The sequence below is a fragment of the Nostoc sp. UHCC 0302 genome, from assembly GCF_038096175.1.
GTDB lineage: Bacteria > Cyanobacteriota > Cyanobacteriia > Cyanobacteriales > Nostocaceae > UHCC-0302.
This window is the reverse complement of sequence record NZ_CP151100.1, coordinates 251285-277768: the sequence shown is the minus strand read 5'-3', so window position 1 is coordinate 277768 and position 26484 is coordinate 251285. Positions and strand designations below refer to the sequence as shown.

Here is a 26484-nt window from a genome sequence, read left to right as displayed (position 1 = left end):
AGTTAATGGCAATCGAATCCCAGATTCGGGCTGCGGTTCGGGATTGTGTCAATCGCACCAGTCGCAAACCTTTTCGCTGGGGCGGTTTAAGCGGCTACCAGCAATTAGAAACTATTGGACAGATACTACGTAGTTTACCATGTCGAGAACTTGATACAGATTATTTGTCTCTCTTGTCAGTATGGATTGACCAAGCCTTAAGTAGCAATCGTTCATTAGCCTCCGACTTAGAAGAAACACACAATTGGTTGCAACGAATTGCAGAATGTTTGCACTATCCTGAACAAACCAGTCCACGCATTGATTGCGCGACCGATGTTACACAAACTGTAAAATTACCTTTAACAAGTTTTCAAGTTCGGCGCGAAATGGAAGAGTTATTACAGCAATTTCAGCCCGACCCTCAACAAAATCCCGCACAGTTTGCCTTGAAGAAAAAGCTACAAAAACTATGGCATAAATACGGTACTGATTTATTGCACTGCTATGACATTCCTGGCTTACCGCCAGATAACTTGAAAATGGAAGCTATGTTTAGCCTTTTGCGTCGCAATCAACGGCGAATTAGTGGGCGCAAATCAACTGCCGAATTACGTGATTTTGGGCAATATCAAGTTCTTTTCTTCGCCGAAAGTGAACAAATGTTGCTGACACAAATTCGGGAAGTGCCTGTAGCGGAATACAACACTCAACGTCGCAGATTAGCAATGGATGAAGCACCCCGTCAACAAAAACATCGCCTTCATCGTCATCCAGTTACCACAATACAAGCTTTAGTCGATCAACATACGGAACTTCTGACTGTGCTTGAGTCTCAAGCCCTGAAATACCAATTAGATAGCTAGGGGGTGGAAGTCTTCAGCCCAGGATGCTGAAGCTGAAAAGAGAGTACGAGCGTCGGTTCCGAGGGATTCTTCAGGAGCGGCAGCAGCTGATTGACCTTTGGGTTCGGAAACAGCAGCTTTTCGTGTGCAGATATTACCTTGTTGTGTTTCGAGAAGATCGGGGATTTCTGCCACAGGCACATCGTCGGGCGGGAGGTGATCGGGCGATCGTCTCATTTAGAAGAAGACAGTCGCAGAATTTTTCGGTCTACTGACGGGAGCAAGAAGTGCTTTGAAATTGCAACAAGGGTGAAATTGCAATAGACTGCACTTGCTTGACAATACCATCTCCCTGAATAATCACCTGGGAACGTGACTGAATTAATTCCCGTATCTGCGGACAACCTAGAAATTGAGTCAGTTCTGTTAAAGCAAAAAGAAACTCTGTATTTAATTTATCTAAAGATGGTCGCAATATCTGGTTTAAGTCTGGCACATGAGGAAAAGATTTAATGCCTTGCTTTTGCCAGTTTTGAAAATCAACTGCTTGGATAAGTTTTCCTGCTTCTATTTGTGCTTGAAAAAATGCTGCAACTGTATCGGGTTCTAGGCTATGGATTATTGCTTGTTGCCTAGCCTTTAATAATAACTCTTGTTCACGCTTTCGATCCTCGATAGGACGTTTGTGATTCCATTTCCATCGGGCTACATCATGTGCAATTAGCAATCTTTGCTGGATCAATTTTAGTAATTTATCTACACGTAATTGTTGCTCTGCACTTGTAATATCTTGAGGATTTGCTGATTGTAACAACCCAGAGTTCTTGGCAGCAAATTCTAATTTGAAGCTAGCAGCAACTACTCTACTACTGGAAAAAAGCTCAAATAAAATTATGATAATAAACAGAAGTGGGTGCTTTGTCAAAAAACTTAATTTCATGTCAAAAAACTGATACAGCCTGCTAATTATTAGTTTTTTACAGTAAGTTGATAGGAATATAGCATTTAAATCTCAAGCAAAATATCTCATAGTTACTCACAAAAAGCAAGCTCATTACAAAACAAAAAGCTGTTGCGTATGCAGGATTGAGATACAATTACAGACCGAAGAAGTAGCATTTAATCAAATGCAGATATTCTTAAATTTTGTGCAGAGTCCCTGCTGCAAGCTATCTGTGCTAGCAATCCTACTACCTGAACTTGAGTATGAGCGTTGGTTTCTGCTGATTCTTCAGGAGCGGCAGCAGTTGATTGAGCTTTGGGTTCGGAGACAGCAGCTTTTCGTGTGCAGATATTACCTTGTTGTGTTTTGAGAAAATTGGGGATTTCTGTCACAGCCATATCGTTGGGCAGGAGGTGTTTGAGCGTTCGTCCTTGACGTTGCCGGAGGCATCGCTGCCGGAATTATGGGGTGGAGAAGTTGGGTTAGTGGCTGACCAAATGTCCACAAATGGATCACAAAATGGGTTTATACTCACGCCTACCCAATTAAATAAGGGTAGCGGATTAACCGATACCCTAAAATATACTGATACAGTTCTACAACAATTTTATAAGCGTAACATTACAGAGTCAATCACACCACAAGCCAGCATTAGTAAAGGTGCAATTGCCCAAACTCTTGTCTTTCAAGGGAACAATCTACAGTTGAATCTTTGGTTACTGGCAATGAGAGTACCCTTCCACCAGTCAAATCTACTACTGAACACTTGACCATTCCTGAACTGCTTGGCGGGGTTAAGAGCTACGACTACCTTCCTCCCGGCTGGAAGAACGTGGAGGTTATTGCAGATGTGGCGATGGCGTAACCGCCCGCCGTAGGCATCGGAACACAGGTGCAAGTCTACAACCTCACTTCCCGCCAATGACAACCCGGAGTAGTGACGGACTATTGGGAACCAGGGGGGTTTCTGGTGGTATGCTTGGGAGGCGGGTGCAGAAGGTCTTCAGCGGGGAGTGTGTGGCGGTGTTTGGTGAGGTGGAGAAGGCTGTAGCAAACTCTACTGTGCAGTTGTAAAAATCATCTACTCGCCACTCAGTTTCTTGAGTTCTGCATCTGTAAACGGATTTTTGCCAGCCCGTAACTCTTTCACCCAGCGTTGCCGTTGTACTTTAGTATCTTTATCATCAGCCTGAACAATGTAGGCCTCAAAGTCTGTAATTGCTCCTTCGAAGTCCCCTGTCAACGCTCTGGCTAACCCACGGCTGTCTTGGATGCGATTATCTGGCGAAAGTGCTACGGCTTTGTTGCAGGCAGGTAACACAATGTTGGCTTGTCTTTTTAAGCTACCTTGCCAACAAAGTGAGTTCCAATTTTCAGCAGATATTTCTATTTTACTATCAAATGCTTGGGCTTTATTATAAGCTTCTAACGCTTCTTTAAACTTTTCTTTGAAAACAAGACTTGTACCTGTGTCAATCAAAATTGAGGCAGCTTTCGTCCTTGGCTCAATCTCTAATTTATAATCTAGTTTCAAAGCTTTTTGAAAATCAACAACTGCACTCTCAAGATCACCTGCTTGTGCTAACTCTTCACCCTGAGCAACTAGAGAAGAAGAATCAGCTAATTGCTGCGCTTTTTTACCTGGGTCAGTTGGGTTAAGTTTTAAATCAACATTCCACTGCTGTGCTTTGTGAAACTTAGTAACAGCAGCTTGGATATTACCTTTGCGTGCTAAGTTTTCACCTTGTGCAACTAACGCACTAGCCGCTTGTTTTTTAATTTCTGAAATCTGGCAAGCTGATAATTCTTCCAAGGTATCAGGATGAATAGCTAGATAATTATTCAGCCAATTACAACCATCTTTTAATAAATTATCTAAATTTAAATCCCATAAAACTACTGTTCTGTCAGAACTTGCAGTGGCGATGGTCTGGTTATCCGGACTGAAACTTACACTATTGACTGCATCGCTATGCCCCTTGAGTGTTTTAAGTTCCTTGCCGCTCCTATCCCACAGTTTTACTGTATTGTCAGAACTTGCAGTGGCGATGGTCTGGTTATCCGGACTGAAACTTACACTATTGACTGCATCGCTATGCCCCTTAAGTGTTTTAAGTTCCTTGCCACTCCTATCCCACAGTTTTACTGTATTGTCAGAACTAGCAGTGGCGATGGTCTGGTTATCCGGACTGAAACTTACACCCCGGATTGCACCGCTATGCCCCTTGAGTGTTTTAAGTTCCTTGCCACTCCTATCCCACAGTTTTACTGTATTGTCAGAACTAGCAGTGGCGATGGTCTGGTTATCCGGACTGAAACTTACACCCCGGATTGCACCGCTATGCCCCTTGAGTGTTTTAACTAGATTGCCACTCTTATCCCACAGTTTTACTGTGTTGTCATAACTTGCAGTGGCAATGGTCTGGTTATCCGGACTGAAACTTACACTATTGACTGCACCACTATGCCCCTTGAGTGTTTTAAATAGAGTGCCACTCCTATCCCACAGTTTTACTGTACTGTCATCACTTGCAGTGGCGATGGTCTGGTTATCCGGACTGAAACTTACACTATTGACTGCACCACTATGCCCCTTGAGTGTTTTAAGTTCCTTGCCACTCCTATCCCACAGTTTTACTGTATTGTCAGAACTAGCAGTGGCGATGGTCTGGTTATCCGGACTGAAACTTACACTTCTGACTCCATAGCTATGACCCTCAAGTGTTTTAAGTTCCTTGCCACTCCTATCCCACAGTTTTACTGTACCGTCATAACTTGCAGTGGCGATGGTCTGATTATCCGGACTGAAACTTACACCCCAGACTGCACCGCTATGCCCCTTGAGTGTTTTAAGTTCCTTGCCACTCCTATCCCACAGTTTTACTGTATTGTCAGAACTAGCAGTGGCGATGGTCTGGTTATCCGGACTGAAACTTACACTATTGACTGCATCGCTATGCCCCCTAAGTGTTTTAACTAGATTGCCACTCCTATCCCACAGTTTTACTGTACCGTCAGAACTTGCAGTGGCAATGGTCTGGTTATCCGGACTGAAACTTACACTATTGACATAACCGCTATGCCCCTTGAGTGTTTTAACTAGATTGCCACTCTTATCCCACAGTTTTACTGTACCGTCATAACTTGCAGTGGCGATGGTCTGGTTATCCGGACTGAAACTTACACTATTGACTGCATCGCTATGCCCCTTAAGTGTTTTAACTAGATTGCCACTCCTATCCCACAGTTTTACTGTACCGTCCTGACTTGCAGTGGTGATGGTCTGGTTATCCGGACTGAAACTTACACCCCGGATTGCACCGCTATGCCCCTTGAGTGTTTTAAGTTCCTTGCCACTCCTATCCCACAGTTTTACTGTATTGTCTAAACTTGCAGTGGCGATGGTCTGGTTATCCGGACTGAAACTTACACTTAAGACAAAACCGCTATGCCCCTTGAGTGTTTTAAGTTCCTTGCCACTCCTATCCCACAGTTTTACTGTACTGTCATCACTTGCAGTGGCGATGGTCTGGTTATCCGGACTGAAACTTACACCCCGGATTGCACCGCTATGCCCCTCTAAACGGTTACGTTCTCTAAATTGATTTTCGCCTAATTGTAAATAGCTCGCTTCCCGTAGCGCTATAATTGTCTGCATCCGGATATTATTTGATTTTGAAACTTCTGCATTCTTAAGATTTCCCCCTGCTTTTAAGGATTGTATTAAAGCATCAAAGTTTTGTTCTGAAAGCAAAAGTGCTTCACTAGAATTAGCTAATGCTTTAATCTCGTTAATTGTGGCTTGATTTCTTTGTTCTTGAGCAAGTTTTTTCTGTTCTTTGGCTTGCTGTGTTTGAAAGAACGCTGTAACTGCCAGCACAGCTAAGACTACTCCGGCTGCAACTGAACCAAACAGAGCGCGTTTCAAAAAACTATTAAGTTTGACTTCACCAAGTTTTCTTTGTTCTTCACTGAGTTTTCTTTGTTCTTCACTGAGTCTTCTTTGTTCTTCACTGAGCCTTCTTTGCTGCTTTTCTTGTTCTAGTTGAGCCATCAACTGATTTAACTTCGGCTCCTGCTGCTGGCGAACAAGCACAGCGATGTAATCATGTACTAGCTGATAACGATTAGCCCGATTCTCTGGTAACAAAATCACCAAACCAGATTTGACTAAAATTTCTAACACCAAATCTAAACTATTGCTATTCGTGGCTATCTCTGCGGCTAATGCTTGTAGTTCTAGTTCTATTTCAACACGCGTTTTAAGTGGACGAGTCCCTTTTTCATCTGTCAGCAAGTACAACAAAAATTCGGCTATCTGTTGGTTCTCTACACCACAATCATTAACCACCTCAGCCAAATAGCGTTTAACTAGTTCTTCTTTCGTTCCACGCTGTTGATATTCTGCCAGAGTCGTTATGTTCTCTGTTTGTAGTTGCGATCCCACTATCTGTAATTCAATGGGACGTACTTCGCCTAATTCTACGGCCAAATCCTCCACTAGCTGGTCAATTAAATCAGGATCTAAGTGAAAACTGGTAGTTCCTATTAAACGTTTGATAATTGACTTGGTATCATCAGCTGAGAAATTTCCTAACTTGTAAAGTACGTTTTTACCAAGAAGGTCATTACCAATAATTGTCATGCTGGGTAAATCATCACACTCCAGCAAATAATGCAAATAATCAATCCGCAGTGACAAAATTATTTTCACTGATAGAATATTCAGGCATTCTCCTAAAAACTCAAAAAATTGCTGTCTGTACTTTGGTTCGGTGTAAACAAAGAAAAACTCCTCAAACTGGTCAAAAATCAGCACTGTTCTGAGATTGTGCTGTTCATTTTCACGCAGTTGGGCAATTAAAGCGTCAACCTCAAATTCTAAAGCTTGCTCATTTACGGCTCCCCTCCTTTCATGCAAAGCCTGCTGCAATGAGCGCCCAAGTTCTTCCACCCAATTGGTGTAAACTCGCATTGCTACAGGTAGATAGTCTTGAATGCCTACGCTTTTATTCTTTAAAGCCGGAACTAACCCAGCATTCACTAACGAACTTTTACCTACACCTGATTGCCCATGAATAACTATTAGTTTGTGATCATGCCGCCCCAGACGTTCTACTAATCTCTCTACATCCAATAGGCGACCTGATGCAGCGATTTCAGGAGCAATGTTTTCTTGAATGTCAGTTTTGTTCAGGGCTATTTGAGTAAGCTTTGTGGACTGTAATCGACCTGCACCAATAAACGCTCGTAACCCAAACTGCTGCTCAATAGACCTCTGCTGCTGTTTTGTTTCATAAGCTTTGAGATATTCTTTTTTCTCAAAGTAGACGCGCTGCAAGTAACTAAGAATATCCAGATGAAGCTGTAAATCTTTAATAGGACTGCTACCATCTCTTGCAACTTCTAAGTTTTGAATTGCCTGTTGGGGTTCGCCTAATTCATATTCAGCCTGTGCCAAAATATATTTATAAAAGCTCGAATTATGTAATTCTACAGATTCTTGCAAGAGGTCAGGTACTACCTCTGTCCTAGAATTTATTGGTAAGACATCTAATGCTAGAAGTGCTAATTGTTTAGCTTCGCTCCAGCGTGACTGAGCCAGCGCAACCTGGGCTAAAAACCCGTAATCTAAAGCTAACTCTATAAGCTGAATGTTAGCTTGGTGTACTTGTAAAGCCTGCTGAGCTAAATTTTTGAGTTGCTCCCACTCTTTCAAATCACGTAGTATGTAACCAAATTTGGTAATAGAGCTAGCAATTAAATCTGGACTATTAGCTTCGTTGAGAAATGTAATGTATTCTTGCGTATACTGCCGAGTTGCTTGCCAGTCTGGGTGGCTGGTATCTTTATTTTTGAAAGCTTTGAGATAATAACAATAAGCTATTTCACCAAGAGTATTTCCTTGCTTTTTGGCATTATTCAGTTGCTGCCATAGCAATAAGGCTTTCTGGTAATACTTTAAAGCATGGTCTATTTTCTTGTTAGTTTGTTTTACAAAACCTAGCACAGAGGCTAAATTAGCTTCTGTTTCCTGGTCATTAGACCGCAATTCTCTCTGTGCTGCCTCTAATTCTAACTCTAGTAAAGAGTAATCATTTATACTTAATTTACTCCCAAAATATTCCTTAGCCAGTTGGTTAATAAATTGGGTTAAATCATCAGGCGCGATCGCAAAACTTCTGCTAGTTCCCCAGCTTTCCAAGTCAGGGGCAATCTCCATGATGGTGTGGTGGATTTCTTCACTAATCCACACGACTACGGGAATAGATAAGTTTTTGCGAAATTCTTCGCGCACCTGATTAGCACTTGTCAGCATCTGCGGTAAGTCCTGCAATGATTCCCAGCCCACAATCATTAGAGCTTGGGCATCTGGCTGTAATTCTGAACGGATTGCAGTAAATAGCGTTCTTTCTGATTCTTTAAGTTGCAGTACCTGAATTTTAATTTTACAGATTTCGCTTAACCTTTCTATTAAGCGACTTCGTAAATCACTGTAGTTACACCGCGCCCAAATCAACTTAAATTGTCCCACCGAAGCTTGAAGCGTCCAAGCTAGCTGTTGTAGCGATCGCTCATAATTTGGGGGTTCATCTGATTGGTGCGGTGTACTCATAGAATTGAAGAAGGGAAACGGGGAAAGGTAAAAGGGGAAAGGGAACTAATTAATTAGGAAACAGGGATTTCAAGTAGTTATACGCTAATTCTCCTTTCTACATGGCGGCATCATCTTCTTTAAGGTTCTCCACATTTAAAAATACTTGTTCTATACCTTGTGGGGAAAAGCTTTTATACTTGCTCCCTTTACCCTTTCCCCCTAGTAAAAAGTTCACTACTCCCTCAACTACTCAACTCCGTTGCCTCTGCCAAAATGGGATTTAAATCAAACCAGGATTCGCCCCCATCTCGATATTCAAATACAAATCTACTACGGATTAGCTTTTGGTATCCTTGGTCATCGCTGACTTTCTTCTTTTGCTTAACATAACGTAGTAACTCCCACTCCGAATCCGAAATCGGCATCGTCATCTCATTGCGTCGAGAGCGAATCACTTGCTCCAGGGTATTACGGGAAAGTGGCAGTGTCATTTCCTCCTGAATCCAGGTGTTAAGCAACCTGAGCAAATCTCGTACATGACCACCACTCGCTCTGCACAAACGTTCTAATGTTTCTCTACTGTCGAAGATTTTACTTATGTGGTTTAACCGCTCGTCTGGTTGCAATTCAGGAAATGCCCTAGCCAATACCATCTGCTGCATCAGCCCCATCCCCTGCTCATGTATGCTGCCGTCTGGCCATTGCACTGGAACCATCGGCAGTACCTTCGGGTCTTCCGGGAATCTTTGGGTCAGCGTTCCGTAATCATTGGAGAACTTCAGCGCCAGGGGCATTGTGAAAACCAAATGGCAGTTGAGCTTTGTCAAAAACTCCCCCTGATCCACGAACATATATTCTTGTTGTGGACGACCCCACGGCTTAATCCGGTTGTCTATGCGGTCGAGGTTATCGACTATCACCACCAGTCCTCTTTTCCCCTGCTGCTTTAGTTTGGCGATCGCCGGCTCTAGTAGTTCCCGATTAATCGCTTCCAGTAGTCTGGTTTTCTGTGGCCCCAGGTATTGGTTGAGTTTCTCCCGCAGTATGGGATTACTTTTCGTCTTGGCTGTGATTTCACCGATACCCAACGCGAGGGAGAATTTTTCTTTTTCAGTAGACAAGCCAACGTCGCCAACTGGTGTTTTTACTTTGAACCCTGTCACCTCGGAGTCCAGCGCCCTCAATGCCCCTTGCAGCAGTTCATGGAATTTGTTCGGCTCAGAGAGCGTGATTTTCTCCAGGCTTTGGCTTACACGGTGTGCGATCGCGAGTAGTACATCTGCAATGTCCACGTCGGTCATTTCTAAGTCTTCACTTGACTCGAAATACACTACATGAAAGTCCAGCGCCTCTAGTTCCACCTGTAGCCTGACTAGCTCTGTCGATTTCCCACAGCCGATATGACCAGTGAACAGGGTGCAGGTCGGTTCGTTTGCCTTGAAAAACGTAATTTTCTGCTTCAGCTTGCCAATAATATCGCCACCCCTGACTGAAGAGAAATCAATGTAGTACTTCTTATCTAAACCTTGATTGACCTGTAAAGTCCGGCTGGGGTCTGTTCGCTGGAAAAACTCTAGTAAATCTGTGGTCATAAATAAGTAATATATTGATTATTAATATTTTTTAGAAAAAGAATAATATTAGACTTTATTAAAACAGAATTCAGGAGTCAGGAGTCAGGAGTCAGGAGTCAGGAGTCAGGAGTCAGGAGTCAGGAGTCAGAATTTACCTGAGTGCGACTGGCAGATAAATTGCAAGGGTTTAAAACCCCCACGCTTATTGGAGATTTAGCGGTCTTCTCCGAAAGGGAGACGTAATCATGCGAACAATTAGTGGCGGATTTGAATCTCACACTTTCTTGTTCTGACTCCTGAATTCTGAATTCTGAATTCTTCTTCAAGACTTTATTAAATGACACTACACTTATCTTTACTCCCATATTTTAAGTGTTTATGCCTTGACATGAATATTCAAATACTTGCAGTCATGGGTTACCCTCAGTAGTACCCTCAAGGGTAATATTCCGTAAATTACTAAATTTGACCAAGTGTGTAGATGCTCTTGTTCCTGTGAAGTGCGATCACATCCCCTGTGGCTACTACCGGATATCTCTGGATGGGCAGGAGTTGGGCGATTGGTCGGAACTTGGGGTGTTGTCTTCTTTGCAACAGGAATTCTATCGGAGGCGGTTGCTGCGATCACTAGCGGAGGCGGCTGTGTCAGGCTGACGGTGGAGTATTTGGAGGGGGCAAGGGGTGAGCAGTTGAGTTTAATTGGGAAAGTAAGCTTTTAGGTACGTTTCGTGCTTTATCTAATCCCCGAACTTCTTTCCAGTTTGTATGCTCATCCCAAATAATATTGAGAAGGTTAGCGCCCTCGAGGTTAGCGCCTTCGAGGTTAGCGCTATAGAAGCAAGTCTCAGAGAGGTCAGCGCTAGAGAAGTCAGCGCCATCGAGGTGAGCAAGTATGAGGATAGCGCCTTTGAGGTGAGCGCCTATGAGGTGAGCGCCAGAGAGGTTAGTGCCTTCGAGGTTGGCACCTCTGAGGTTAGCGCCAAAGAGGTGAGCGCCAGAAAGGTTAGCGTCATAGAGGTAAGCGCCAGAAAGGTTAGCGTCATAGAGGTAAGCGCCAGAGAGGTTAGCGTCATAGAGGTAAGCGCCAGAGAGGTTACTATCGTTTAGTACTGATTCTTTAAGGTTAATCTTTTCGAGCTTTGCTTCTATAAAAATAAATTTCAAAAGTTCAGTATCACGTAAAAAATATAAAACCCTTGTTTGACGCTCTGGGTCACCGCTCAACCTCCGTAATATTGACGAACTCCTGACGCGAGCAACATTAATTGCTGTATCTAATTCTGAATCTTGTTCTATCTTTTCTCTTATTTTTCTAACATCACTAAAATCTAAAGTTTTGATTTTTTGTGATAATTGCTTGTCAAGCAATATATCTGACATTCGGTCAATATAAGCTTCTATACCTTCTTCACGCGAATTAATCTCTGCTATTTCTCTTTCAAGGTTGCTTTGCTGCTCAGTGCGTTTTTGCTCTCTACGCTGAAATTGATATCCTAAAATAGCTACTATAACCGGAATAGCTAATGTACCAGCTAAGCTTAACCAGTCCCAAAGAGTCTTACCTGATTGAAACTGCTCAGTTTCTTTCCTAACCTTAATAATCTTTCCATCTTTAGGATTTATTACTTCTTCTATGGTTACTGATTTATTTGAATCTGTCCCAAATCCTGTACCATACAAATACGTCCCTGAGACAACAGGAATAAGCGTAGCCACAATAGATATAGTAATTAGAACACGCCACAAGAATTTGGAGTTTGTGATCGCAAACTGTTTACTAACTTCTGCTCCCGACTCTACTGTTTCTCCACGCTTTACCAATTTGCCAAGGAGTCCAGAAATCCAAAGTTGCCAAGTCTGCTGAATCTTCGCCATTACTTAAATTCCTGTGCTAGGAGTTTTACTACTGGTCAGGGTCTATGTTTGATACACTTGAGGTTAACGCTTTTACGGACGCTCCGCGCAATATTCCTCTTACAGCGAGTAAACAACGCACTGCACGTGTGATTCTATTGTTGGCAGTGGGTACTGGCTCTTGTAGCAAGAGTGCAAGAAAAAACTGCCCATGAAAGTAGAATCAGGGCAGTTTTAAGCAGTGGAATGAATTTGTATAAGGGACTTTTAGGCTGTTGTCCCTGGCTAAATATAGGAGATTCGGTATGTAATAGGATACAGCTAGAGTTTTGGACTTTCCGGACAGACAGAAAATAAAGCAATTATTATCCTAATTTGATTTCAGGTACTTCTAGTTGACGAGTTGCTCCTCCTTGGCGATTGTCAGGAGAGCCAACTTTGGGCGGTTTAAAATTCCCTTGATTTCTCAACAATTCTTCTTCTCGAGCTATTTTTACCACTTTTTTCTCCTTTTAAATCTTGTCCCTGTTTTACATTTGAAAAGTTTGGCATGTAATATTTTTCAGCTATACTTTTGTAATTTACGCAAAAATAACGAGAAACCTTGAAAGCTTTATTAAGCAAGGATTAGACGCTCTCAACCATTCGCCCAATGCAACACCACTGGCCCAATGCGTGTTAACCAATGGTTATCAAAAGCTGAAACTGTCCGCCCGCGAAAACTTTTCAGGCGAGACACCCAGCCAGCAGCAGAAATCCACCTTTTCATTACTTATTAAGGTTTGAAGAATTCAGGAGCTAGTCAGCTTTGATATGATAAGTTATCATCCCAGCAGCTAGACTCTCTCATGTTCTTGAGTAACCTGTAGAAACTAGGGCCAGCATGAGCGACGCCCGACAGTCAGCCAACTGCCTAGTCCTTCCTTGAGAGGATTTTGAAGCAAGTCGCTGCTAACCAAGGAGTACTGCAACAGACTGTTCAACAGAATAGTACTGCGATTGCCGAGTTACAGTAAGTGACCCAGCAGAACAGCGAGGCAATCGCTCAAAATAATGCTGCAATTGGCGAGTTATGTCAGCAGTTGGGAGATAGCGTGGCTGACCTCATACATACTATCGATTATGCAATTGACCACATGGAACAGATGATTTCCAAAGCTTTTAGGCAAGGTGGCAACGGCTCAAATCCTCCTGGTGAGTGAAGGCTGTATTAAAATAATGGTCAAAGCTAATGCGAAGCTATGCAGTATTATATCTGTGACTTAGACGCGACGAAGGAATGGTTAGCCCTCGACTCAATCGACTATATTGTTGAGTGCCTGGAGGCGTGTGAGAATTTCGCTCCGGCTGGCGGATTTCCGAGAGATATTTCCCAGGCAAGCGCTGAAGATTGCTAGTACTAAGGTTGGTGCTAGCCAGAGGGAGAGAATTATTCTTTGGTTGCAGCAGTTGAACCAGTCCCAAGCAGCGTAACTTCTTGAGTGTATGGAGCTATGCTCCCGATCAATATTTGGATCTATGGAAACAACGCTCAAGAATATTAATGATTGGGCTTAATTCATGAACCTCTCGCTTCACTTAATGTCAAAAGCCTTTTGCCTAAAAGGATTGTATTTTTGGGTTGTGTAAGGCTATGCAGCATATTACAGTGCTTTTCAGGTTACTAGATAATTTTAAACAACTTATTCTGCTTCTCCAATAAGAGTAAAAGCCGCCCAATTAACAGGATTTGGACTCTTTTTCATCGTCGTCAACATTGCCTGCCGCAGTGCTTGTGCTTTATCAGGATTTTTTTGAAGATTTTGATAAAATTCCGTCATTAATAGGGCTGTGGGCGTATCTGGAACCGACCAAAGCGACACTAAGACACTGGGTACACCAGCACTAATTAAAGAACGAGATAAACCAATTACCCCATCTCCAGTTAGGCGTCCGCGTCCGGTGTCACAAGCACTTAACACGACTAATTCGGCATTTAGCTTCAGATCGAGAATTTCCGAGGCAGTTAATAAACCATCATCTTTACCCGATGGAGTTAAAGCAATACCGCTATTTAATCCTTGGATATCATCAAATAAACCGTGGGTTGCTAAATGAACAAATCGCGCTTGGGGTAAACGCTGCACTACAGTTGCAATTGTCGCTTTCTTGCCAATGAGAGGTTCAGCTTTGAGTAATTTACTAATGGCGATCGCTTCTTGTTCAGCACCAGGTAAAGGTGTTAATTGTTGCGGAGTTTCACCGATTTTTGGTGCAAGAAAAGGCATTGTTGGATTACCTACAATCAGCGTATCTTTCCCTTCTATGGGTTTTGTGCCGATTCGTTGTTTCTGTTTGTGGGTGAAGTCTAAAACCTGAATTGATGGTGATGTGAGAATAGTGTGTTTTTCAATCAGGTATTTACCGTCTGCGTCTTGTAATGCGGGGAAGGGGACGAGGAATAGGCTACTTTGGGGAATGAAGATAACTTTTTCAGTTTCTTGTTTGGGAAGCAAGTCAGCAATGGGTTCAATCAGCAGTTTATGAAGTTGCTGAAATTTTTGTTTGGCTTTGGATTTATCAGGATTTTCCCTGGGGATAATACCACCGCGAAAAGGTGTACTTGTTGCACCAATGAAGTTACGACTGGTAGTAACAAGCTTGTCAAGAGTTGTATTTTCTTTTTGCCACAGGGGTTTGAGGTCAGCTTTACGAAAGGTGACTTCACCTGTGGGTTTGATTACCCAAATGTAGAGTTCTGATTCTTGAGTTTCTTGTTTACCCTGAATTTTGAAAGAATCATAAATAATCGAATATTCAACGAGGGTAGCATTTTGTTGTTTAGCGCTTTGTTGCAGTAGCGACAGTGTAGGTTTTTCTGGGATTTGATCTATATTTTTGTCAGACAAGCGTGAAGTTAATAACTCCACAAATGCCCTAGAACGCCCCCTTTCAGAAATTTCTAACGCTTCTTTGGTTTTATTTTGAGCAATTAGGACTTGTTGTAATGTGCGGTAAGTACGAGCTTGTTCTTCAAAAATTGAGACTTTGTAGCTATCATTTTTACCCAACTGTTCTCTGAGAGATTCCAAGACTTCAATCGCAGTGCGGAGGGTTGTTTCTGCTTCTGTGAGCTTGCCAGATTCTTGGTAAACAAGCCCCAGATTGCTCAGAGATTGTCCCTCCCCTAAACGGTTTTTGATTTCACGGGCGATCGCCAAACTCTGCTGCTGGTATTCAATGGCCTTGGCATAGTCTCCCAAATAAGAGTAAGCAAGTCCCAGGTTACCCAGAGCAGCACCCTCACTATTACGATCTTTAAATTCTCTGGCGATCGCCAAACTCTGCTGGTAGTACTCAATGGCCTTGGTGTAGTCTCCCAACTTCCTGTAAGCAATTCCCAGATTACCCAGAGTTAGACCTTCGCCTTTGCGGTCTTTAATTTCTCGTGCGATCGCCAAACTCTGCTGGTAATACTCAATGACCTTACTATAGTCTCCCAGAGAAGAGTAAGCATTTCCCAGATTGTCTAGAATTTGACCTTCGTTTTGGCGGTCTTTAATTTCTCGTGCGATCGCCAAACTCTGCTGGTAATACTCAATGGCCTTACTATAGTCTCCCAGAAAAGAGTAAGCAATTCCCAGATTGCCCAGAGTTAGACCTTCGTTTTGGCGGTCTTTAATTTCTCGTGTGATCGCCAAAGCCTGCTGCTGGTATTCAATCGCCTTGGCGTAGTCCCCCACATAAGAGTAAGTCAGTCCCAGATTACCCAAAGTAGCAGCCTCGCCTACACGGTCTTTGATTTCTCGATAGATAATTAGCGCTTGTTGGAAAGATTGTAATGCAGCTTCAAATTGACTGATTTTGTGTTGCTCCATACCTTGCGCCAAGAGTCTATCAGCTTCTACTCGGCGGGGACTTCGATTTTTAGCATACTGTAGACTTTCCTCAGCTATTTTCTCCAAATCCTGATTATTGGTTTCCCTAGCAATGACTAAACCTTGTTCTAAAGATGCGATCGCACTAGCGTTGTCTCCCAGAAAAAGGTAAGCAACACCTTGAGCAACCAAGGTATTTCCCTCACCTTTACGATCTTTGATTTCTCGATAAATAATTAGCGCTTGTTGCCAAGATTGTAATGCGGCTTGAACTTGACTAATTTGCAACTGCTCATTACCTTGCTGCAACAGTCGATCTGCTTCTGCTTTCCGGTCTGCTGGTGTTTGCGCCAATACCTGCGACGCCTCGAATAGTGGAGGCAAATTTGCGATGGGTTGTGAAACAGTCAAGATGAGAGTGATTAATACGGTTAAACTAAGTTTGCGATCGCGCATAGATTTTAGAGTAAAAAGTAAAGTAGAGAGTCTAAGGAGATATCTCTCTCACCTGCTGAAAGATATGCAAATTAGATGCACTATACAAGAGTGAACAAAAGCGATAAGCCTGACGGCATGACTACGCTTACCCCCAACAGCTTGGTTTGTGATCAAGGGCGCTTTATTATTGTGAGTGTATTGTAAATCAAGGTGTCTCACCCGTTTTACAAGAAAAATTAGCGCTCACACGACATTGTTGACTTGTAAATGAGCTTTTAGTACTCGTGAACGAGCTTTTGACCTCCATTAATGAGTCTTTGCCCAGTGTTTGCCCTTCGCTCCTTCAACGCTGCGCCATTTTATCCCAAGTTGGCAATCTTAGGCTGTGAAAGGGAATGGCACGCTTTTAAACATGAAACTTTTGCTATGGTTGGCTATAGGAGTAATAATTATGTCATCTTCACGCTCACGTTTAGGAGTTGAGCAAAAATAAATTGAACAAACTTTTTTGGGGTATCTGTGAAGTCAACACTATTAATCGTGAGGTATCGAAGGTTTGTTCAATTTATTCCAGCGGGGATGCTTAAACAATCAAGCCTGGATTGGTATCGCTCTATCTTTTTATGCTTTTATTGCAATTGGCATTGCTGAGGGCGGCTTAGGTGTTTTAATCCCCTCGATTCAAGCAACATTTAACTTGAATAATGCAACTATTACTTTACTTTTCCTAGGACAGGTTTCTGGTTATATGTTCGCTGCATTGGCTAGTGGTTCTCTGGGCAACCATATTGGATTAGCACGGATGTTATTGCTAGCATCTATTAGCCTTACCTGCGCTCTTGTGACTTACGCTGTTTCTCCTTACTGGTTATTAATGATTGTTGCAGGTACATTCCTTGGTTTAGGAATTGGCTTAATTGATGCTGGCATCAACAGTTATATTGCTAACCACCAAGGTAATGCTGATTTAATCGGTTTACTCCACGCTTTTTACGGACTTGGTGCGTTTTTAGGCCCGACGCTTGCCACAACGCTATTAGCAATGAACCTCAATTGGCGAGCTGTTTACTTAGTGTTCGCTTCTATTGTTGCTTTAACAGTGCTAGGGATGCTTTGGGCAGTTCTATCTAACTACAGACCACTTACTAAGCCTACTAAGTCTCAAAATTCAAATGCAACCTCAAATCTACCTGTAGTTTTGAAAACACCTGCGGTATTAATAGCAGGCTTATTATTACTAGTTTACGTAGGTACGGAAGCTTCAATAGGTAATTGGGCTTATAGTGTCCAGACAGTCAGCCGAGGTACGCCAGAAGTTCTTGCAGGCTATAGTATCAGTGCTTATTGGTTGGGACTAACTTTAGGACGTTTAGTTACCGGACGTGTAGTTAAATATCTTGGTGCAACTCGTACATTAGATAGTGCTTTAACTTTGTTAGCAGTCAGTTTAATTGCTTGGTGGTTGCTACCAACACAATTACTCAATTTACCGATAATCGGCTTTGCTTTGGCTCCCATCTTCCCGCTAACAATCTGGTTAATGCCGCAGCGAATACCTATTGCACTCGTGCCAGCCGGAATTGGTTTTATTACTTGCGTTGCAAGTTTGGGGGCTGCCTTCATTCCAGCAGTCATTGGTGCTGTTGCAAATCATACGGGTTTGGAAATTATTCCAGTTTTGATGATTCCTTTAGTAGTTGTAATGGTGATTTTACATCGTTGGTTGGTCAAAGTTGATTGTACTTAACACATCAAAGTTGATTGTACTTAACACATCAAAGTTGATTGTACTTAACACATCAAAGTTGATTGTACTTAACACAATTGATAACGCAAATTCTAGACTCTCAATCAAACATCACTGATTAGGATATGACATTGTGGCTAAGTGTGACCTCACAAATTCCAAACAGTTTTGCTGACAGTAAACTGATAAATACATCTTTGCAATTGGAACTAAAGTTTATATCTTTGCACTTGGAAGCAAAGGCGATATCCATTGCAACCGTGTTTCGAGAGAGCAGCGTACATCGGCATTATAAATGATTAAATACAGATACTATACGAAGATTGAACTTTCTCAGGAGAAATATCAATGACCATTTCAATGTATCAAGCTTCAGTACCAGTGTTTATTCACACACTAACTAACCTTGTAGGTATTCTTGAAAAAGGTGCTACATACGCACAAACAAAAAAAATAGATCAGTATGTGTTGCCTAATAGTCGTCTATTTCCAGATATGTTTCCATTGTCAAGACAAGTACAAATTGCTTCTGACATTACCAAGAGAGGTGCTGCACAATTAGCAGGAGTAGAAGCACCCAAGTTTGAGGACAATGAAACTACATTACCCGAACTTATTGACCGCGTTCAGAAAACTATCTCTTATTTACACACATTTCAACCCGAACAAATAGATGGTTCGGAAGATAAAACAATTACCATTACGCAAGGTGACAAGAGCCTATCTTTTGAAGGAATGCCATTTCTCCTATATTTTGTTTTGCCAAACGTTTATTTCCATGCCACCACAACCTATGACATTCTCAGGCACTGCGGTGTAGAGCTTGGCAAAAAAGACTTCTTAGGCAAGCGTTAACGCGGGAGCAATCTAATAGCGAACTGATTTCCATTCTCCGTATCGGGTGAGTGTATAGCGGCTAAGTTGTTGCATCGCCCGATAATTGTACGCTAAATAGAATTTCCTGTTCAAAATCTTCTAAACTTTTCTGACGTTTTTTTGTAGGCGCAGACCCTGCCCAATTCACTATTCCCGATTTCTGCCATATTAATGCACGTTGATGCTGTTTGAGTTTTTCTATACTGGCATTTGTCACTAGATGAATGTTACCCGATAAGCTAAAAGTGTAATCAGTATTCTCTAGAAAACCCAGAGGCTGAAGAAATGCTATAACCTGTATAATTTCTTGGCTTCTCGCCTCTAAATTTATCTCTCTTCTCTTGCTCTTTGGGTTACTTGACTTTACAGACAGACTCTTGTTTTTATCTTTTGACTGGCTCATGGATAATTCTCATAAATACATTTTCATTTACTACTCACACATCACAGAGTAAGGCACAAAGGTGAACCCGTAAGCTTTCACTTTCATTATTTTTTTGCCGACCACTGGTCGGCAAATATTTGTCAATATGGGAGTAGACAACTTCATAGCTATAGTTAAAGCTATATCTATAGCAGGCTACGCCTACACGTTCCTCTTCAAGCAATCTACACCCATACAACAAACGGCAAGATGTGCGAGGATTTGGTTCTAACTTACTGTATTCTGGGATATCCTACCCTACTCTGTGTAAACCGAATGAATCCTATAGAAATGCGCCGACTCATCAAAAAATTTGAAAAACCAGTTCGTAAGAGAACAGAAGTAATCCCGCCACCAGAAGACGAAATTGTTCAACCTGAGAGCCAAATTCCTGAATCCCTATTTGAGTCAGAACCAGTTGTTGAAGAACCCACACCACCCGCATACACCGAAGTACCTGAATCTGCTGCATACATCCCCGAATATCGTCCTCTGCGCTCTGTGGGCAACTCTGGCTGGCAAGTGTCTGATGTCTGGCGCGATATCCGCGTGGATGATTTCTGTGGGTAAGATAGCATTAAGTTATACAGCGAACTAAGGTAATTAGCTCTAACAAACAGTAAAGCTATAATTTTTATTATTCCTATGTAAAATAAAAATATGTATTAAGTTTTTACGCATATACAGCAAGCTTACTGACGATTTTCTGTAGCAAAAATGGAGTAAGTTCAAATGAAGGTGTGCTTCAAATTTTTTGGTAAATATTTATATTTGTATAGTATAAATATTTACCAAAGTTTAGAAATGTGGTTTCACTGCTCAGACAGCACAATCATTAAAAAATGACACCCTCATTCTGAAATAGTGGCAATTGAATTACTTGGGTTTGTTTGGCGTTATCCAGGTTGGACAAGGAAATGCCCAGTAGCCTAATACTGCGATTCTCTCTTGTCTATCGACTCAAACAGTGCTTTGGCTATCTCAAAAATTGTATCCAGTTCGGTGATTGGAGCAAGCATAGTCTTACTGCGGGTTAGGCGGTGATAATCAGAGAACTTGACTTTCAACGTTAATGTGCGTCCCCGTGTTTCGTGCTGCTCCAATCGCTGCTCAACTATTTGAGCAATAATTTCGAGTTCTTGCTTGCAACATTTGTCCGATATCGTTTAAGTCTTGTGCAAATGAAGTCTCTGCACCTATCGACTTGCGAACCCGATTCGCCTCAACTGGTCGATCATCTTCTGCCCTGGCAATTTTGTAGTAATAATTACCAGCTTTCCCAAAGTGGTGTGTTAACTCCAAAAGAGATCGCCTTTTCAAATCTGCGCCAGTATGAATGCCAAGCGAATGCATTTTAGCCGCTGTTACTTCTCCAATGCCGTGAAACTTCTCAATCGGCAGTTGCTCTACAAAGGCGATGGCGTAAGCGCCCGCCTTCTCTACGAGACGCTTTGCGAACGGCATCGCTTGCTCCAGTAAAATAGTTAGAACAAATCAAGCAAGTAGCTGTATAGTAAAGCTAGGTTTTCCCAAAAGTCTTAGCAAACATAATTTCATGATACTGAAAAAGTTGTGGAACCAGAAACTCACACAAAAAATAGTAATGGTGAAGAGATTGTTGTTCAATGGAAGTATCAACTGCCCTTTTCAGATGCTAATGTCTCAAAAAGTATTGCAGTAGACAGCCAGGGGTATTTCTATATTACGGGTTATACCTTGAGCCAATTAGGCAACAATGTCAGAAATGTTAATGCCTGGGTTGTTAAATATGACGCGCAAGGGCAGTTGTGCTGGCAACATCAATTGGGCTTTTCAAGGTATGACGTATTCAATGACATAGCCGTAGATAGCCAGAGTTATGTTCATATTACAGGTGGAATATTTGGTCAATTAGCTAGTAATAGTACAAGCGGTGTTGATGTTTGGTTAGCTAAATGTGATCCACACGGACAGCTATGCTCTCTACGCTGGCATCAGCAATTACTCCCTCAAGGAGCGGACGCATCCAATGGAATTGCATTAGACATACAGGGTTATGTGTATATTGGTTATACTGCTAGCGAATTAGCCAGCAGCGGTGAAGTCAGCCGTTCAGCTTGGATTACTAAATATGATCCCCAAGGGCAGTTGTGCTGGCAGCATCAACTGCAATCTTCTTGGACTGATGTAGCTAAAGGCATTGCCGTAGATAGTTTCGGCTATATCTATATTACTGGATACATCTCTAACCAAGTAGTCAGCAGCAGTCAGAGCAATCGTTCAGCCTGGATTGCTAAATATAACTCCCACGGGCAGTTGTACTGGCAGCATCAACTACCTTCTTCAGAGGTAAATGTATCCAAAAGTATTGCTGTAGACAACTTTGGTCATATTTATATTACGGGATATACATGGAGTCAATTAAACAGTAGTGAGTTAAACCGTCACGCTTGGCTTGCTAAATATGAGCCAAGTGGGCAGTTGCGTTGGCTGCAACAACTTGGCTTTTCAAGCTTTGACGTCTGCAATGATTTAGCTGTAGATAGTCAAGGGAATATTTATATTACAGGTGGAACTTTTAGCCAACTCAACAGCACTAGTGCAAGAGACGGTAATACCTGGGTTGCTAAGTTAGTAGTTAACAAAACATGACTCAACAGAAATACATTAGCTGATATTGGAATAGTACGCTTGAAAAGAGACGCTCCCGATGGAGGAGAAAAGAGTAATTCTTAATAACTCTTACTACTACAACAGCCTTAGATAAACTTATTTTTTATCTCTGTGTATAAGACCTTCCCTTGCTCAAAAAAACTCAAAGAAGCTCTCTTTGCTCACGAATTTAGTGTGAGTAGTAGGTTGGCAACGGGATGGTGAGCAAATTTAACGAGTTAGAAGTTCCATTACAGACAATGTGAATTGCTGTGATCTGGCGGCGTTGTTTTAGTAGCTCAGTAATTTGATTAACTTTATTAGTCGTATCATTCAGTATAATAACTTCAGCATCAGGGATTGTTATTTGGACAATAGCTTGGCAATTCTTAACTGCCTGGTCAATAAAGACAATGTAAGGATTCAGGTCTAATATCCAGGAAGTAGAGACGGACGAGACTGATAGTCAAGAGAACCAACCAGTAGAGCTTGTGCAAAAAAATCAATTACAGACCTACCTTGACGGCGGCAGGTTTGTACCACAGTCAACAAATTAGCAGTGTGTTGAAACCGCTCCATTGAACGGGAACCACCGCTAACCTTACGCTTTGTCACAGCCAAACGAAGCGATCGTTCAGCCTGATTGTTATCTGGAGGAACTTCAGGATAATCAAGAAAATACCACCATTGATTTGCTTTATCACGCAAAGAACGTAAAAGGTTGCCAGCTGTAGCTCCTGCCTTGTCAATCCACTGATTAAGTGAGGAGTGCAACTTAGATTTAAATTGATTGACCCAATCGTTGTAACCCAAGGAGTCAAGGCTCTCAAACCATTGAGCGTAATTCCTAAAGGCTTCATCAATTAAATTAACAAACGTTTCACCGATAGCTTGGTTGTGAAGACCTGGAAGAATAATTAGTTTTTTGAAGTGTCGGCGTAGATGAGCCAAACATTTCTGCTGGGCAAAAGCTGGATAACCATTGTAAACGCTAAAATCATCGCTGCTGAGTACCCCTGTATATTCAGTCCCTAAAATGGCTGATAATTCGGCTCGTGAACGAGTGTCAGCAGCAGTAAACAGGCAGAAATCAGAATTGGCAACTACCCACAACCATTCTTTGATCCCTTTGACTGACCAAGGTGTTTCATCCACATGAACATTAGGTTGTGTCTGTTTTACCCAATTGCTCAATTCATTAATGCTTGGTTCAATCGCTTGTTGGATTCGTTCATTAGTTGCAACTAACGTTCCTAACCCAATTTCAATTTGCCCCAGTTCCCACAACATTTCTTGCTGTTTTTCATAAGGCATGTGTGCATAATTGTTTACCCATCCTAAAAACGCCTGTAATCTAACTCCTAAATCTTGTCCTGGAACGATATCTGGCGACCATGAGGCTGTTTGTACATTTCCACAACACTCACACACGCAGGTATGGCGTTGATATTCTACTATTTCAATGGGACGTTCTACTAATTGCGCTACAGCCTGTTTTTCTACTTTTACTGCTAGGGGTGCAAATGCTTTGTTACCACAACAGATACAATCACTTGGACGTAAGATTTCATAACGGTCTACTCTGCCAAACCCCTTACGAGTTTTACCTTGATGTCCTGGCTGTCCACCTGGTTTCTTTTTCGGTTGATTTGATTCTTCTTGCAGGGGTACCTTTTTGTTTTCGCTCTTTTTGTGGATGTCTCCAGATGGTGGTTTCGACGAATTAGAACTGTCTAAATCCCTACTGATTTTTAAACGCTCTATTTCTTGCTGTAGTTCTAAAATGATTTTTTGTAAATCACGTATTACCTTGCTCTGCTCAATGATGATATCCACCAGTTCTTCTTTTGATAACTGGTTCAAGCTTTCTCGATCTAATTCTTGAGGCAGGTTTTGGTTCATATTTGCGATATTCTCCCTCAAGTGTCCCCTTTGTCAATACCCTGCCACCTGAATCCTTACAAGACAATATCCTGGCTATTGTTGTGATTTAACAGTTTTTCAGTATTATTAAAGACATTATCATCATTGCAACTTTTCAGTGCTTTAATAATAGCCGTCAAACTACTTAAGTCTAAAATATCAATACTCATCAGCTCAAACGTTACTTTCACATACGCATTTAACTTACAGCAAATAACTTGATATTGTTTAGCCATTGTTTAGCTTTTTTATCTGACCATAACTTTTCAACACACAAGGTCTAAACACGAGCATTAACCCAGCCTTATGCAAGCCAAGCAGTATCTGACTTTTCCCGTTAAGTCTCTTTTGCAAGCTGCCAGCCCTCACAGAGGTCGTGTAATTTTAACCAACCTCGCCAAAGTACCTGGATACCAATCTGACTTTTCCCTTTAAGTCATGAAACAACGAAGCAGCAAGAGTTTCATACTAGGCTCTATTCTCAATAGCCTAATATTACTGACAATAAATTACGAGGGAATAGGGCTTTGGGCTAGGGGTATAGTAAGCGATAGCCGAAGGCTTAAGCTTCGCTTATCGCTCAATCAAGGAGATAACGGGAAAAGTCAGATCTCTGAAAGAGAAGATTTAATGGGGATTTAAACCCACTTATTCATCCGCCACTCGTACAGAATTCTTTCTTGTTAAAATTCTTAGAATAACTATGACAGTATCGGAAGCCAAAATGACAGCGAAGAATTCATTTAATAGTATCGAGAAGCAGTGAAAATAGAGAAAGCCAAACAGCTAAGTGCAAAAGAATTTAAGCGATTGACTGGAGCGAGGCGTAAAACCTTTGAATTAATGGTTGATGTAGTTAAAGCTGATGCTCAAAAGAAAAAGAAACTAGGCCGTCGTCCTAAGTTAATTATTGAAGACCAAGTTTTAATGGTTATTCAATATTGGAGAGAGTACCGTACTTATTCCCATATCGGATTAGATTGGGGGCTATCAGAATCTGCTGTTTGCCGGACAGTTTATAAAATTGAAAACATTTTAATTAGCTCAAGAAAGTTTAGCCTGCCTGGTAAGAAAGAATTGTTGAAAATGTCCTGTCAAGAAGATTTGGAAGGGAAGGATGTTATTGAAAGCCCAATTGAAAGACCAAAAAGAGGTCAAAAGAAATTTTTCAGCGGTAAACAAAGGGAGCATACTTTAAAAAACCAATTAGTTATTCACCAAAAAACCAGTCAAATCATCTATTTAGCAGGGCAAACGCATCTTATTTATTAACAGTTTAGCAAGCTACATTGAGACTATTAATTAAAAACTATTTTTTTATTAATAAAATAGTAAACTTTAATCAATCTCTAGTTATAATAACTAACAGTTATATTCCTAGATACTCAAAATAATTTTAAATGATAACTCAATAAAATTAAATATTACAATATAAGTAGAGAATTCGTACCATCACTACTACTAAATATAAATATTTTATTGATGTTTCAAATTTTAAGTAATTATTTTACTTAAAGTTGCGCTAATACTCTGACTAAATATTCGTTATCCATTGCTGCTAAAAATCCTTTGTTTTTTATCCCAACTTTCATCCGTTTTTCTTTACCTAAAAGATTTACTGCTATTTGACGTAATACTGCAAAATTTTCTGGCGCATTATCTTTTCTGATGCGACATTCATCTTCTTTTAATGCTACATCTAATACCCAATGCAAAGAATTCTCTACTCCCCAATGACTACGAACTGCCTTAGTAAACCTTTCAATATTATTCGGAAGGCTACTAATAAAATAACGAATTTCTACTGTTGTTTTCCCTTTTTCTTGACGAATATGCTCCACCATACCAACACTATTTAATTGTATCCAGTCTGTATTAGAATTTAACTGTGCTTTTTCTGATGATATCATTACGTAATGACGAATTTCTTTTCGTCCATGCCCTTTCTCTTCTGTTGTGTATCTTCCCTCATCTAATCCCTCAAATCCTGTCTGTATACCGATTTTAAATAAGTTTTCTACATACGAATATAGATGACCTTGGTTTTCTTTTAATGTAATTACATAATCTGCATCTTGCCTAACTATTTCTTTCACTATTTCTTTTTGACAACCCATAGCATCTATTGTGACTATACATCCAGATATTTCTAATACTTTCAGTAATTCTGGTATAGCTGTAATTTCATTTGATTTGGCATTTGTTTTGACTTGTCCTAGTACTAATCTATTATGTACAGCCCAAGCATTTACCATATGTATTGCTGCTTTATCACTGCCCTTATCATAAGAACCACGCAATGTTTTTCCATCTATTGCTACTATATCTTTCTCTATTATCTTTTGTATTGATTTCATCCAATTCACAAAACACTGTTGAAATTGTTCTGGTTTTATTCTGGCAAATACTCTCGCAAAAGTATCATGTGTTCGCGTAGCGTCTCCGTCAGGAGACGGAATCCCATTTGGCAATTCTAAAAAAGTTTTTAGCCAACCATGTTTTGCACATCCATACATTTCTATTTCTATCCAACCCTCTGCTCCGCATATCACTGCACAAATCGCTATCGTCAGAATATCAATTAATTTGTGTCTTTTTGTCCGCTCTATTCTTGGATCTTCTATTCCCCCAAAGTGGTCAGCTATTGTAATTTTGGGCTTCAGTTTCATGTTTATTTAATATCTATTTCTATGACAGCACACCTAAATCCAGGTTAGGATACCACATTTGCCTATCCTTGCTGCCATATCTTTCATCCTGGGCGATCGCAACTGTTTTCTTTTTCGCTCTCTACC

At 41.2% G+C, this 26484-nt stretch carries 25 protein-coding genes and 1 pseudogene; 11 read left to right on the top strand and 15 right to left on the bottom strand.

Going from position 1 to position 26484, the window contains the following annotated elements; genetic code table 11:
* Positions 1-5: 5 nt before the first annotated feature.
* On the top strand, positions 6-845 hold the full coding sequence (locus tag WKK05_RS37835) for a hypothetical protein (protein WP_341527843.1): 840 nt from the start codon (positions 6-8) through the stop codon (positions 843-845).
* Here the strand turns inward: WKK05_RS37835 and WKK05_RS37830 are convergent.
* The 3 genes from WKK05_RS37830 to WKK05_RS37820 all read right to left on the bottom strand — a co-directional run bounded on the left by WKK05_RS37830 (position 834) and on the right by WKK05_RS37820 (position 2165).
* Positions 834-1061, bottom strand: a complete 228-nt coding sequence (locus tag WKK05_RS37830) for a hypothetical protein (RefSeq protein ID WP_341531384.1) — start codon at positions 1059-1061, stop codon at positions 834-836. The two genes, WKK05_RS37835 and WKK05_RS37830, sit on opposite strands and share 12 nt — an antisense overlap.
* Before the next feature lie 31 nt (positions 1062-1092).
* Positions 1093-1764, bottom strand: coding sequence for a gamma subclass chorismate mutase AroQ (gene aroQ, locus WKK05_RS37825; protein ID WP_341531383.1), 672 nt, complete (start codon positions 1762-1764; stop codon positions 1093-1095).
* Positions 1765-1943: 179 nt separating this feature from the next.
* Complete coding sequence (locus WKK05_RS37820) at positions 1944-2165, bottom strand: hypothetical protein (protein ID WP_341531382.1); 222 nt, start codon at positions 2163-2165, stop codon at positions 1944-1946.
* Positions 2166-2180: 15 nt separating this feature from the next.
* On the opposite strand from WKK05_RS37820, the gene WKK05_RS37815 reads away from it, so the two are divergent.
* Both WKK05_RS37815 and WKK05_RS37810 read left to right on the top strand, forming a co-directional pair.
* Positions 2181-2537, top strand: coding sequence for a hypothetical protein (locus tag WKK05_RS37815; protein WP_341531381.1), 357 nt, complete (start codon positions 2181-2183; stop codon positions 2535-2537).
* Between the two features lie 151 nt (positions 2538-2688).
* Complete coding sequence (locus WKK05_RS37810; protein WP_341531380.1) at positions 2689-2841, top strand: hypothetical protein; 153 nt, start codon at positions 2689-2691, stop codon at positions 2839-2841.
* A gap of 7 nt (positions 2842-2848) precedes the next feature.
* On the opposite strand, the gene WKK05_RS37805 is transcribed toward WKK05_RS37810, so the two are convergent.
* Together WKK05_RS37805 and WKK05_RS37800 are read right to left on the bottom strand one after the other, a co-directional pair.
* Positions 2849-8383 carry a ribosome assembly protein 4 gene (locus WKK05_RS37805; protein WP_341531379.1) on the bottom strand — a complete coding sequence of 1845 codons (5535 nt, stop codon included), beginning with the start codon at positions 8381-8383 and terminating at the stop codon, positions 2849-2851.
* A gap of 224 nt (positions 8384-8607) precedes the next feature.
* The gene (locus WKK05_RS37800; RefSeq protein ID WP_341531378.1) at positions 8608-9957 is read right to left on the bottom strand and encodes an ATP-binding protein; all 1350 of its coding nucleotides are present in this window, start codon (positions 9955-9957) and stop codon (positions 8608-8610) included.
* Between the two features lie 447 nt (positions 9958-10404).
* On the opposite strand from WKK05_RS37800, the gene WKK05_RS37795 reads away from it, so the two are divergent.
* Entirely contained in the window at positions 10405-10593 is a 189-nt protein-coding gene (locus tag WKK05_RS37795) for a hypothetical protein (protein WP_341531377.1), read from the top strand.
* Here the strand turns inward: WKK05_RS37795 and WKK05_RS37790 are convergent.
* The 3 genes from WKK05_RS37790 to WKK05_RS37780 form a co-directional block, all read right to left on the bottom strand.
* On the bottom strand, positions 10585-11814 hold the full coding sequence (locus WKK05_RS37790; RefSeq protein ID WP_341531376.1) for a pentapeptide repeat-containing protein: 1230 nt from the start codon (positions 11812-11814) through the stop codon (positions 10585-10587). The genes WKK05_RS37795 and WKK05_RS37790 overlap by 9 nt on opposite strands.
* A 344-nt stretch (positions 11815-12158) precedes the next feature.
* Positions 12159-12293, bottom strand: a complete 135-nt coding sequence (locus WKK05_RS37785) for a hypothetical protein (protein WP_341531375.1) — start codon at positions 12291-12293, stop codon at positions 12159-12161.
* A 137-nt stretch (positions 12294-12430) separates the two neighbouring features.
* The gene (locus WKK05_RS37780; RefSeq protein ID WP_341531374.1) at positions 12431-12562 is read right to left on the bottom strand and encodes a hypothetical protein; all 132 of its coding nucleotides are present in this window, start codon (positions 12560-12562) and stop codon (positions 12431-12433) included.
* A gap of 247 nt (positions 12563-12809) precedes the next feature.
* Between WKK05_RS37780 and WKK05_RS37775 the strand changes: the two genes are divergently transcribed.
* Both WKK05_RS37775 and WKK05_RS37770 read left to right on the top strand, forming a co-directional pair.
* The gene (locus WKK05_RS37775) at positions 12810-12995 is read left to right on the top strand and encodes a hypothetical protein (RefSeq protein WP_341531373.1); all 186 of its coding nucleotides are present in this window, start codon (positions 12810-12812) and stop codon (positions 12993-12995) included.
* 127 nt (positions 12996-13122) lie between these two features.
* Entirely contained in the window at positions 13123-13266 is a 144-nt protein-coding gene (locus WKK05_RS37770; RefSeq protein WP_341531372.1) for a hypothetical protein, read from the top strand.
* Positions 13267-13475: 209 nt separating this feature from the next.
* Here WKK05_RS37770 and WKK05_RS37765 read toward each other — a convergent pair whose 3' ends face one another.
* Positions 13476-16106 (bottom strand): CHAT domain-containing tetratricopeptide repeat protein, encoded by a 2631-nt coding sequence (locus WKK05_RS37765; protein WP_341531371.1) that lies wholly within the window; start codon positions 16104-16106, stop codon positions 13476-13478.
* Between the two features lie 538 nt (positions 16107-16644).
* Here WKK05_RS37765 and WKK05_RS37760 point away from each other — a divergent pair.
* Together WKK05_RS37760 and WKK05_RS37755 are read left to right on the top strand one after the other, a co-directional pair.
* Complete coding sequence (locus tag WKK05_RS37760; protein WP_341531370.1) at positions 16645-17835, top strand: MFS transporter; 1191 nt, start codon at positions 16645-16647, stop codon at positions 17833-17835.
* Between the two features lie 348 nt (positions 17836-18183).
* Entirely contained in the window at positions 18184-18690 is a 507-nt protein-coding gene (locus WKK05_RS37755) for a DUF1993 domain-containing protein (protein WP_341531369.1), read from the top strand.
* 61 nt (positions 18691-18751) lie between these two features.
* On the opposite strand, the gene WKK05_RS37750 is transcribed toward WKK05_RS37755, so the two are convergent.
* Positions 18752-19114, bottom strand: a complete 363-nt coding sequence (locus WKK05_RS37750; RefSeq protein WP_341531368.1) for a hypothetical protein — start codon at positions 19112-19114, stop codon at positions 18752-18754.
* A gap of 297 nt (positions 19115-19411) precedes the next feature.
* On the opposite strand from WKK05_RS37750, the gene WKK05_RS37745 reads away from it, so the two are divergent.
* Positions 19412-19705 (top strand): hypothetical protein, encoded by a 294-nt coding sequence (locus tag WKK05_RS37745; RefSeq protein WP_341531367.1) that lies wholly within the window; start codon positions 19412-19414, stop codon positions 19703-19705.
* 359 nt (positions 19706-20064) lie between these two features.
* Here WKK05_RS37745 and WKK05_RS37740 read toward each other — a convergent pair whose 3' ends face one another.
* Positions 20065-20238 carry a hypothetical protein gene (locus tag WKK05_RS37740; protein ID WP_341531366.1) on the bottom strand — a complete coding sequence of 58 codons (174 nt, stop codon included), beginning with the start codon at positions 20236-20238 and terminating at the stop codon, positions 20065-20067.
* Between the two features lie 7 nt (positions 20239-20245).
* Positions 20246-20599 (bottom strand): hypothetical protein, encoded by a 354-nt coding sequence (locus WKK05_RS37735; protein WP_341531365.1) that lies wholly within the window; start codon positions 20597-20599, stop codon positions 20246-20248.
* Between the two features lie 108 nt (positions 20600-20707).
* Between WKK05_RS37735 and WKK05_RS37730 the strand changes: the two genes are divergently transcribed.
* Positions 20708-21766 (top strand): SBBP repeat-containing protein, encoded by a 1059-nt coding sequence (locus WKK05_RS37730; protein WP_341531364.1) that lies wholly within the window; start codon positions 20708-20710, stop codon positions 21764-21766.
* 429 nt (positions 21767-22195) lie between these two features.
* On the opposite strand, the gene WKK05_RS37725 is transcribed toward WKK05_RS37730, so the two are convergent.
* Together WKK05_RS37725 and WKK05_RS37720 are read right to left on the bottom strand one after the other, a co-directional pair.
* Entirely contained in the window at positions 22196-23668 is a 1473-nt protein-coding gene (locus WKK05_RS37725; RefSeq protein ID WP_341530879.1) for an IS66 family transposase, read from the bottom strand.
* Positions 23669-23724: 56 nt separating this feature from the next.
* Entirely contained in the window at positions 23725-23925 is a 201-nt protein-coding gene (locus WKK05_RS37720) for a hypothetical protein (protein ID WP_341531363.1), read from the bottom strand.
* Positions 23926-24451: 526 nt separating this feature from the next.
* Here WKK05_RS37720 and WKK05_RS37715 point away from each other — a divergent pair.
* Positions 24452-24949 (top strand): annotated as a pseudogene (locus WKK05_RS37715) (transposase family protein); the annotation flags it as partial.
* 251 nt (positions 24950-25200) lie between these two features.
* Here WKK05_RS37715 and WKK05_RS37710 read toward each other — a convergent pair.
* Positions 25201-26358, bottom strand: coding sequence for an ISAs1 family transposase (locus WKK05_RS37710; RefSeq protein WP_341531362.1), 1158 nt, complete (start codon positions 26356-26358; stop codon positions 25201-25203).
* Positions 26359-26484: the final 126 nt, after the last annotated feature.

Bases quoted from the DNA above. Each gene is read 5' to 3' on its own strand.
- WKK05_RS37835 (WP_341527843.1), top strand. From the start codon at position 6: ATGGCAATCGAATCCCAGATTCGGGCTGCGGTTCGGGATTGTGTCAAT.
- WKK05_RS37830 (WP_341531384.1), bottom strand. From the start codon at position 1,061: ATGAGACGATCGCCCGATCACCTCCCGCCCGACGATGTGCCTGTGGCA.
- aroQ (WP_341531383.1), bottom strand. From the start codon at position 1,764: ATGAAATTAAGTTTTTTGACAAAGCACCCACTTCTGTTTATTATCATA.
- WKK05_RS37820 (WP_341531382.1), bottom strand. From the start codon at position 2,165: ATGGCTGTGACAGAAATCCCCAATTTTCTCAAAACACAACAAGGTAAT.
- WKK05_RS37810 (WP_341531380.1), top strand. From the start codon at position 2,689: ATGACAACCCGGAGTAGTGACGGACTATTGGGAACCAGGGGGGTTTCT.
- WKK05_RS37805 (WP_341531379.1), bottom strand. From the start codon at position 8,383: ATGAGTACACCGCACCAATCAGATGAACCCCCAAATTATGAGCGATCG.
- WKK05_RS37800 (WP_341531378.1), bottom strand. From the start codon at position 9,957: ATGACCACAGATTTACTAGAGTTTTTCCAGCGAACAGACCCCAGCCGG.
- WKK05_RS37790 (WP_341531376.1), bottom strand. From the start codon at position 11,814: ATGGCGAAGATTCAGCAGACTTGGCAACTTTGGATTTCTGGACTCCTT.
- WKK05_RS37780 (WP_341531374.1), bottom strand. From the start codon at position 12,562: ATGAAAAGGTGGATTTCTGCTGCTGGCTGGGTGTCTCGCCTGAAAAGT.
- WKK05_RS37765 (WP_341531371.1), bottom strand. From the start codon at position 16,106: ATGCGCGATCGCAAACTTAGTTTAACCGTATTAATCACTCTCATCTTG.
- WKK05_RS37755 (WP_341531369.1), top strand. From the start codon at position 18,184: ATGACCATTTCAATGTATCAAGCTTCAGTACCAGTGTTTATTCACACA.
- WKK05_RS37750 (WP_341531368.1), bottom strand. From the start codon at position 19,114: ATGAGCCAGTCAAAAGATAAAAACAAGAGTCTGTCTGTAAAGTCAAGT.
- WKK05_RS37745 (WP_341531367.1), top strand. From the start codon at position 19,412: ATGAATCCTATAGAAATGCGCCGACTCATCAAAAAATTTGAAAAACCA.
- WKK05_RS37735 (WP_341531365.1), bottom strand. From the start codon at position 20,599: ATGCCGTTCGCAAAGCGTCTCGTAGAGAAGGCGGGCGCTTACGCCATC.
- WKK05_RS37725 (WP_341530879.1), bottom strand. From the start codon at position 23,668: ATGAACCAAAACCTGCCTCAAGAATTAGATCGAGAAAGCTTGAACCAG.
- WKK05_RS37720 (WP_341531363.1), bottom strand. From the start codon at position 23,925: ATGGCTAAACAATATCAAGTTATTTGCTGTAAGTTAAATGCGTATGTG.
- WKK05_RS37710 (WP_341531362.1), bottom strand. From the start codon at position 26,358: ATGAAACTGAAGCCCAAAATTACAATAGCTGACCACTTTGGGGGAATA.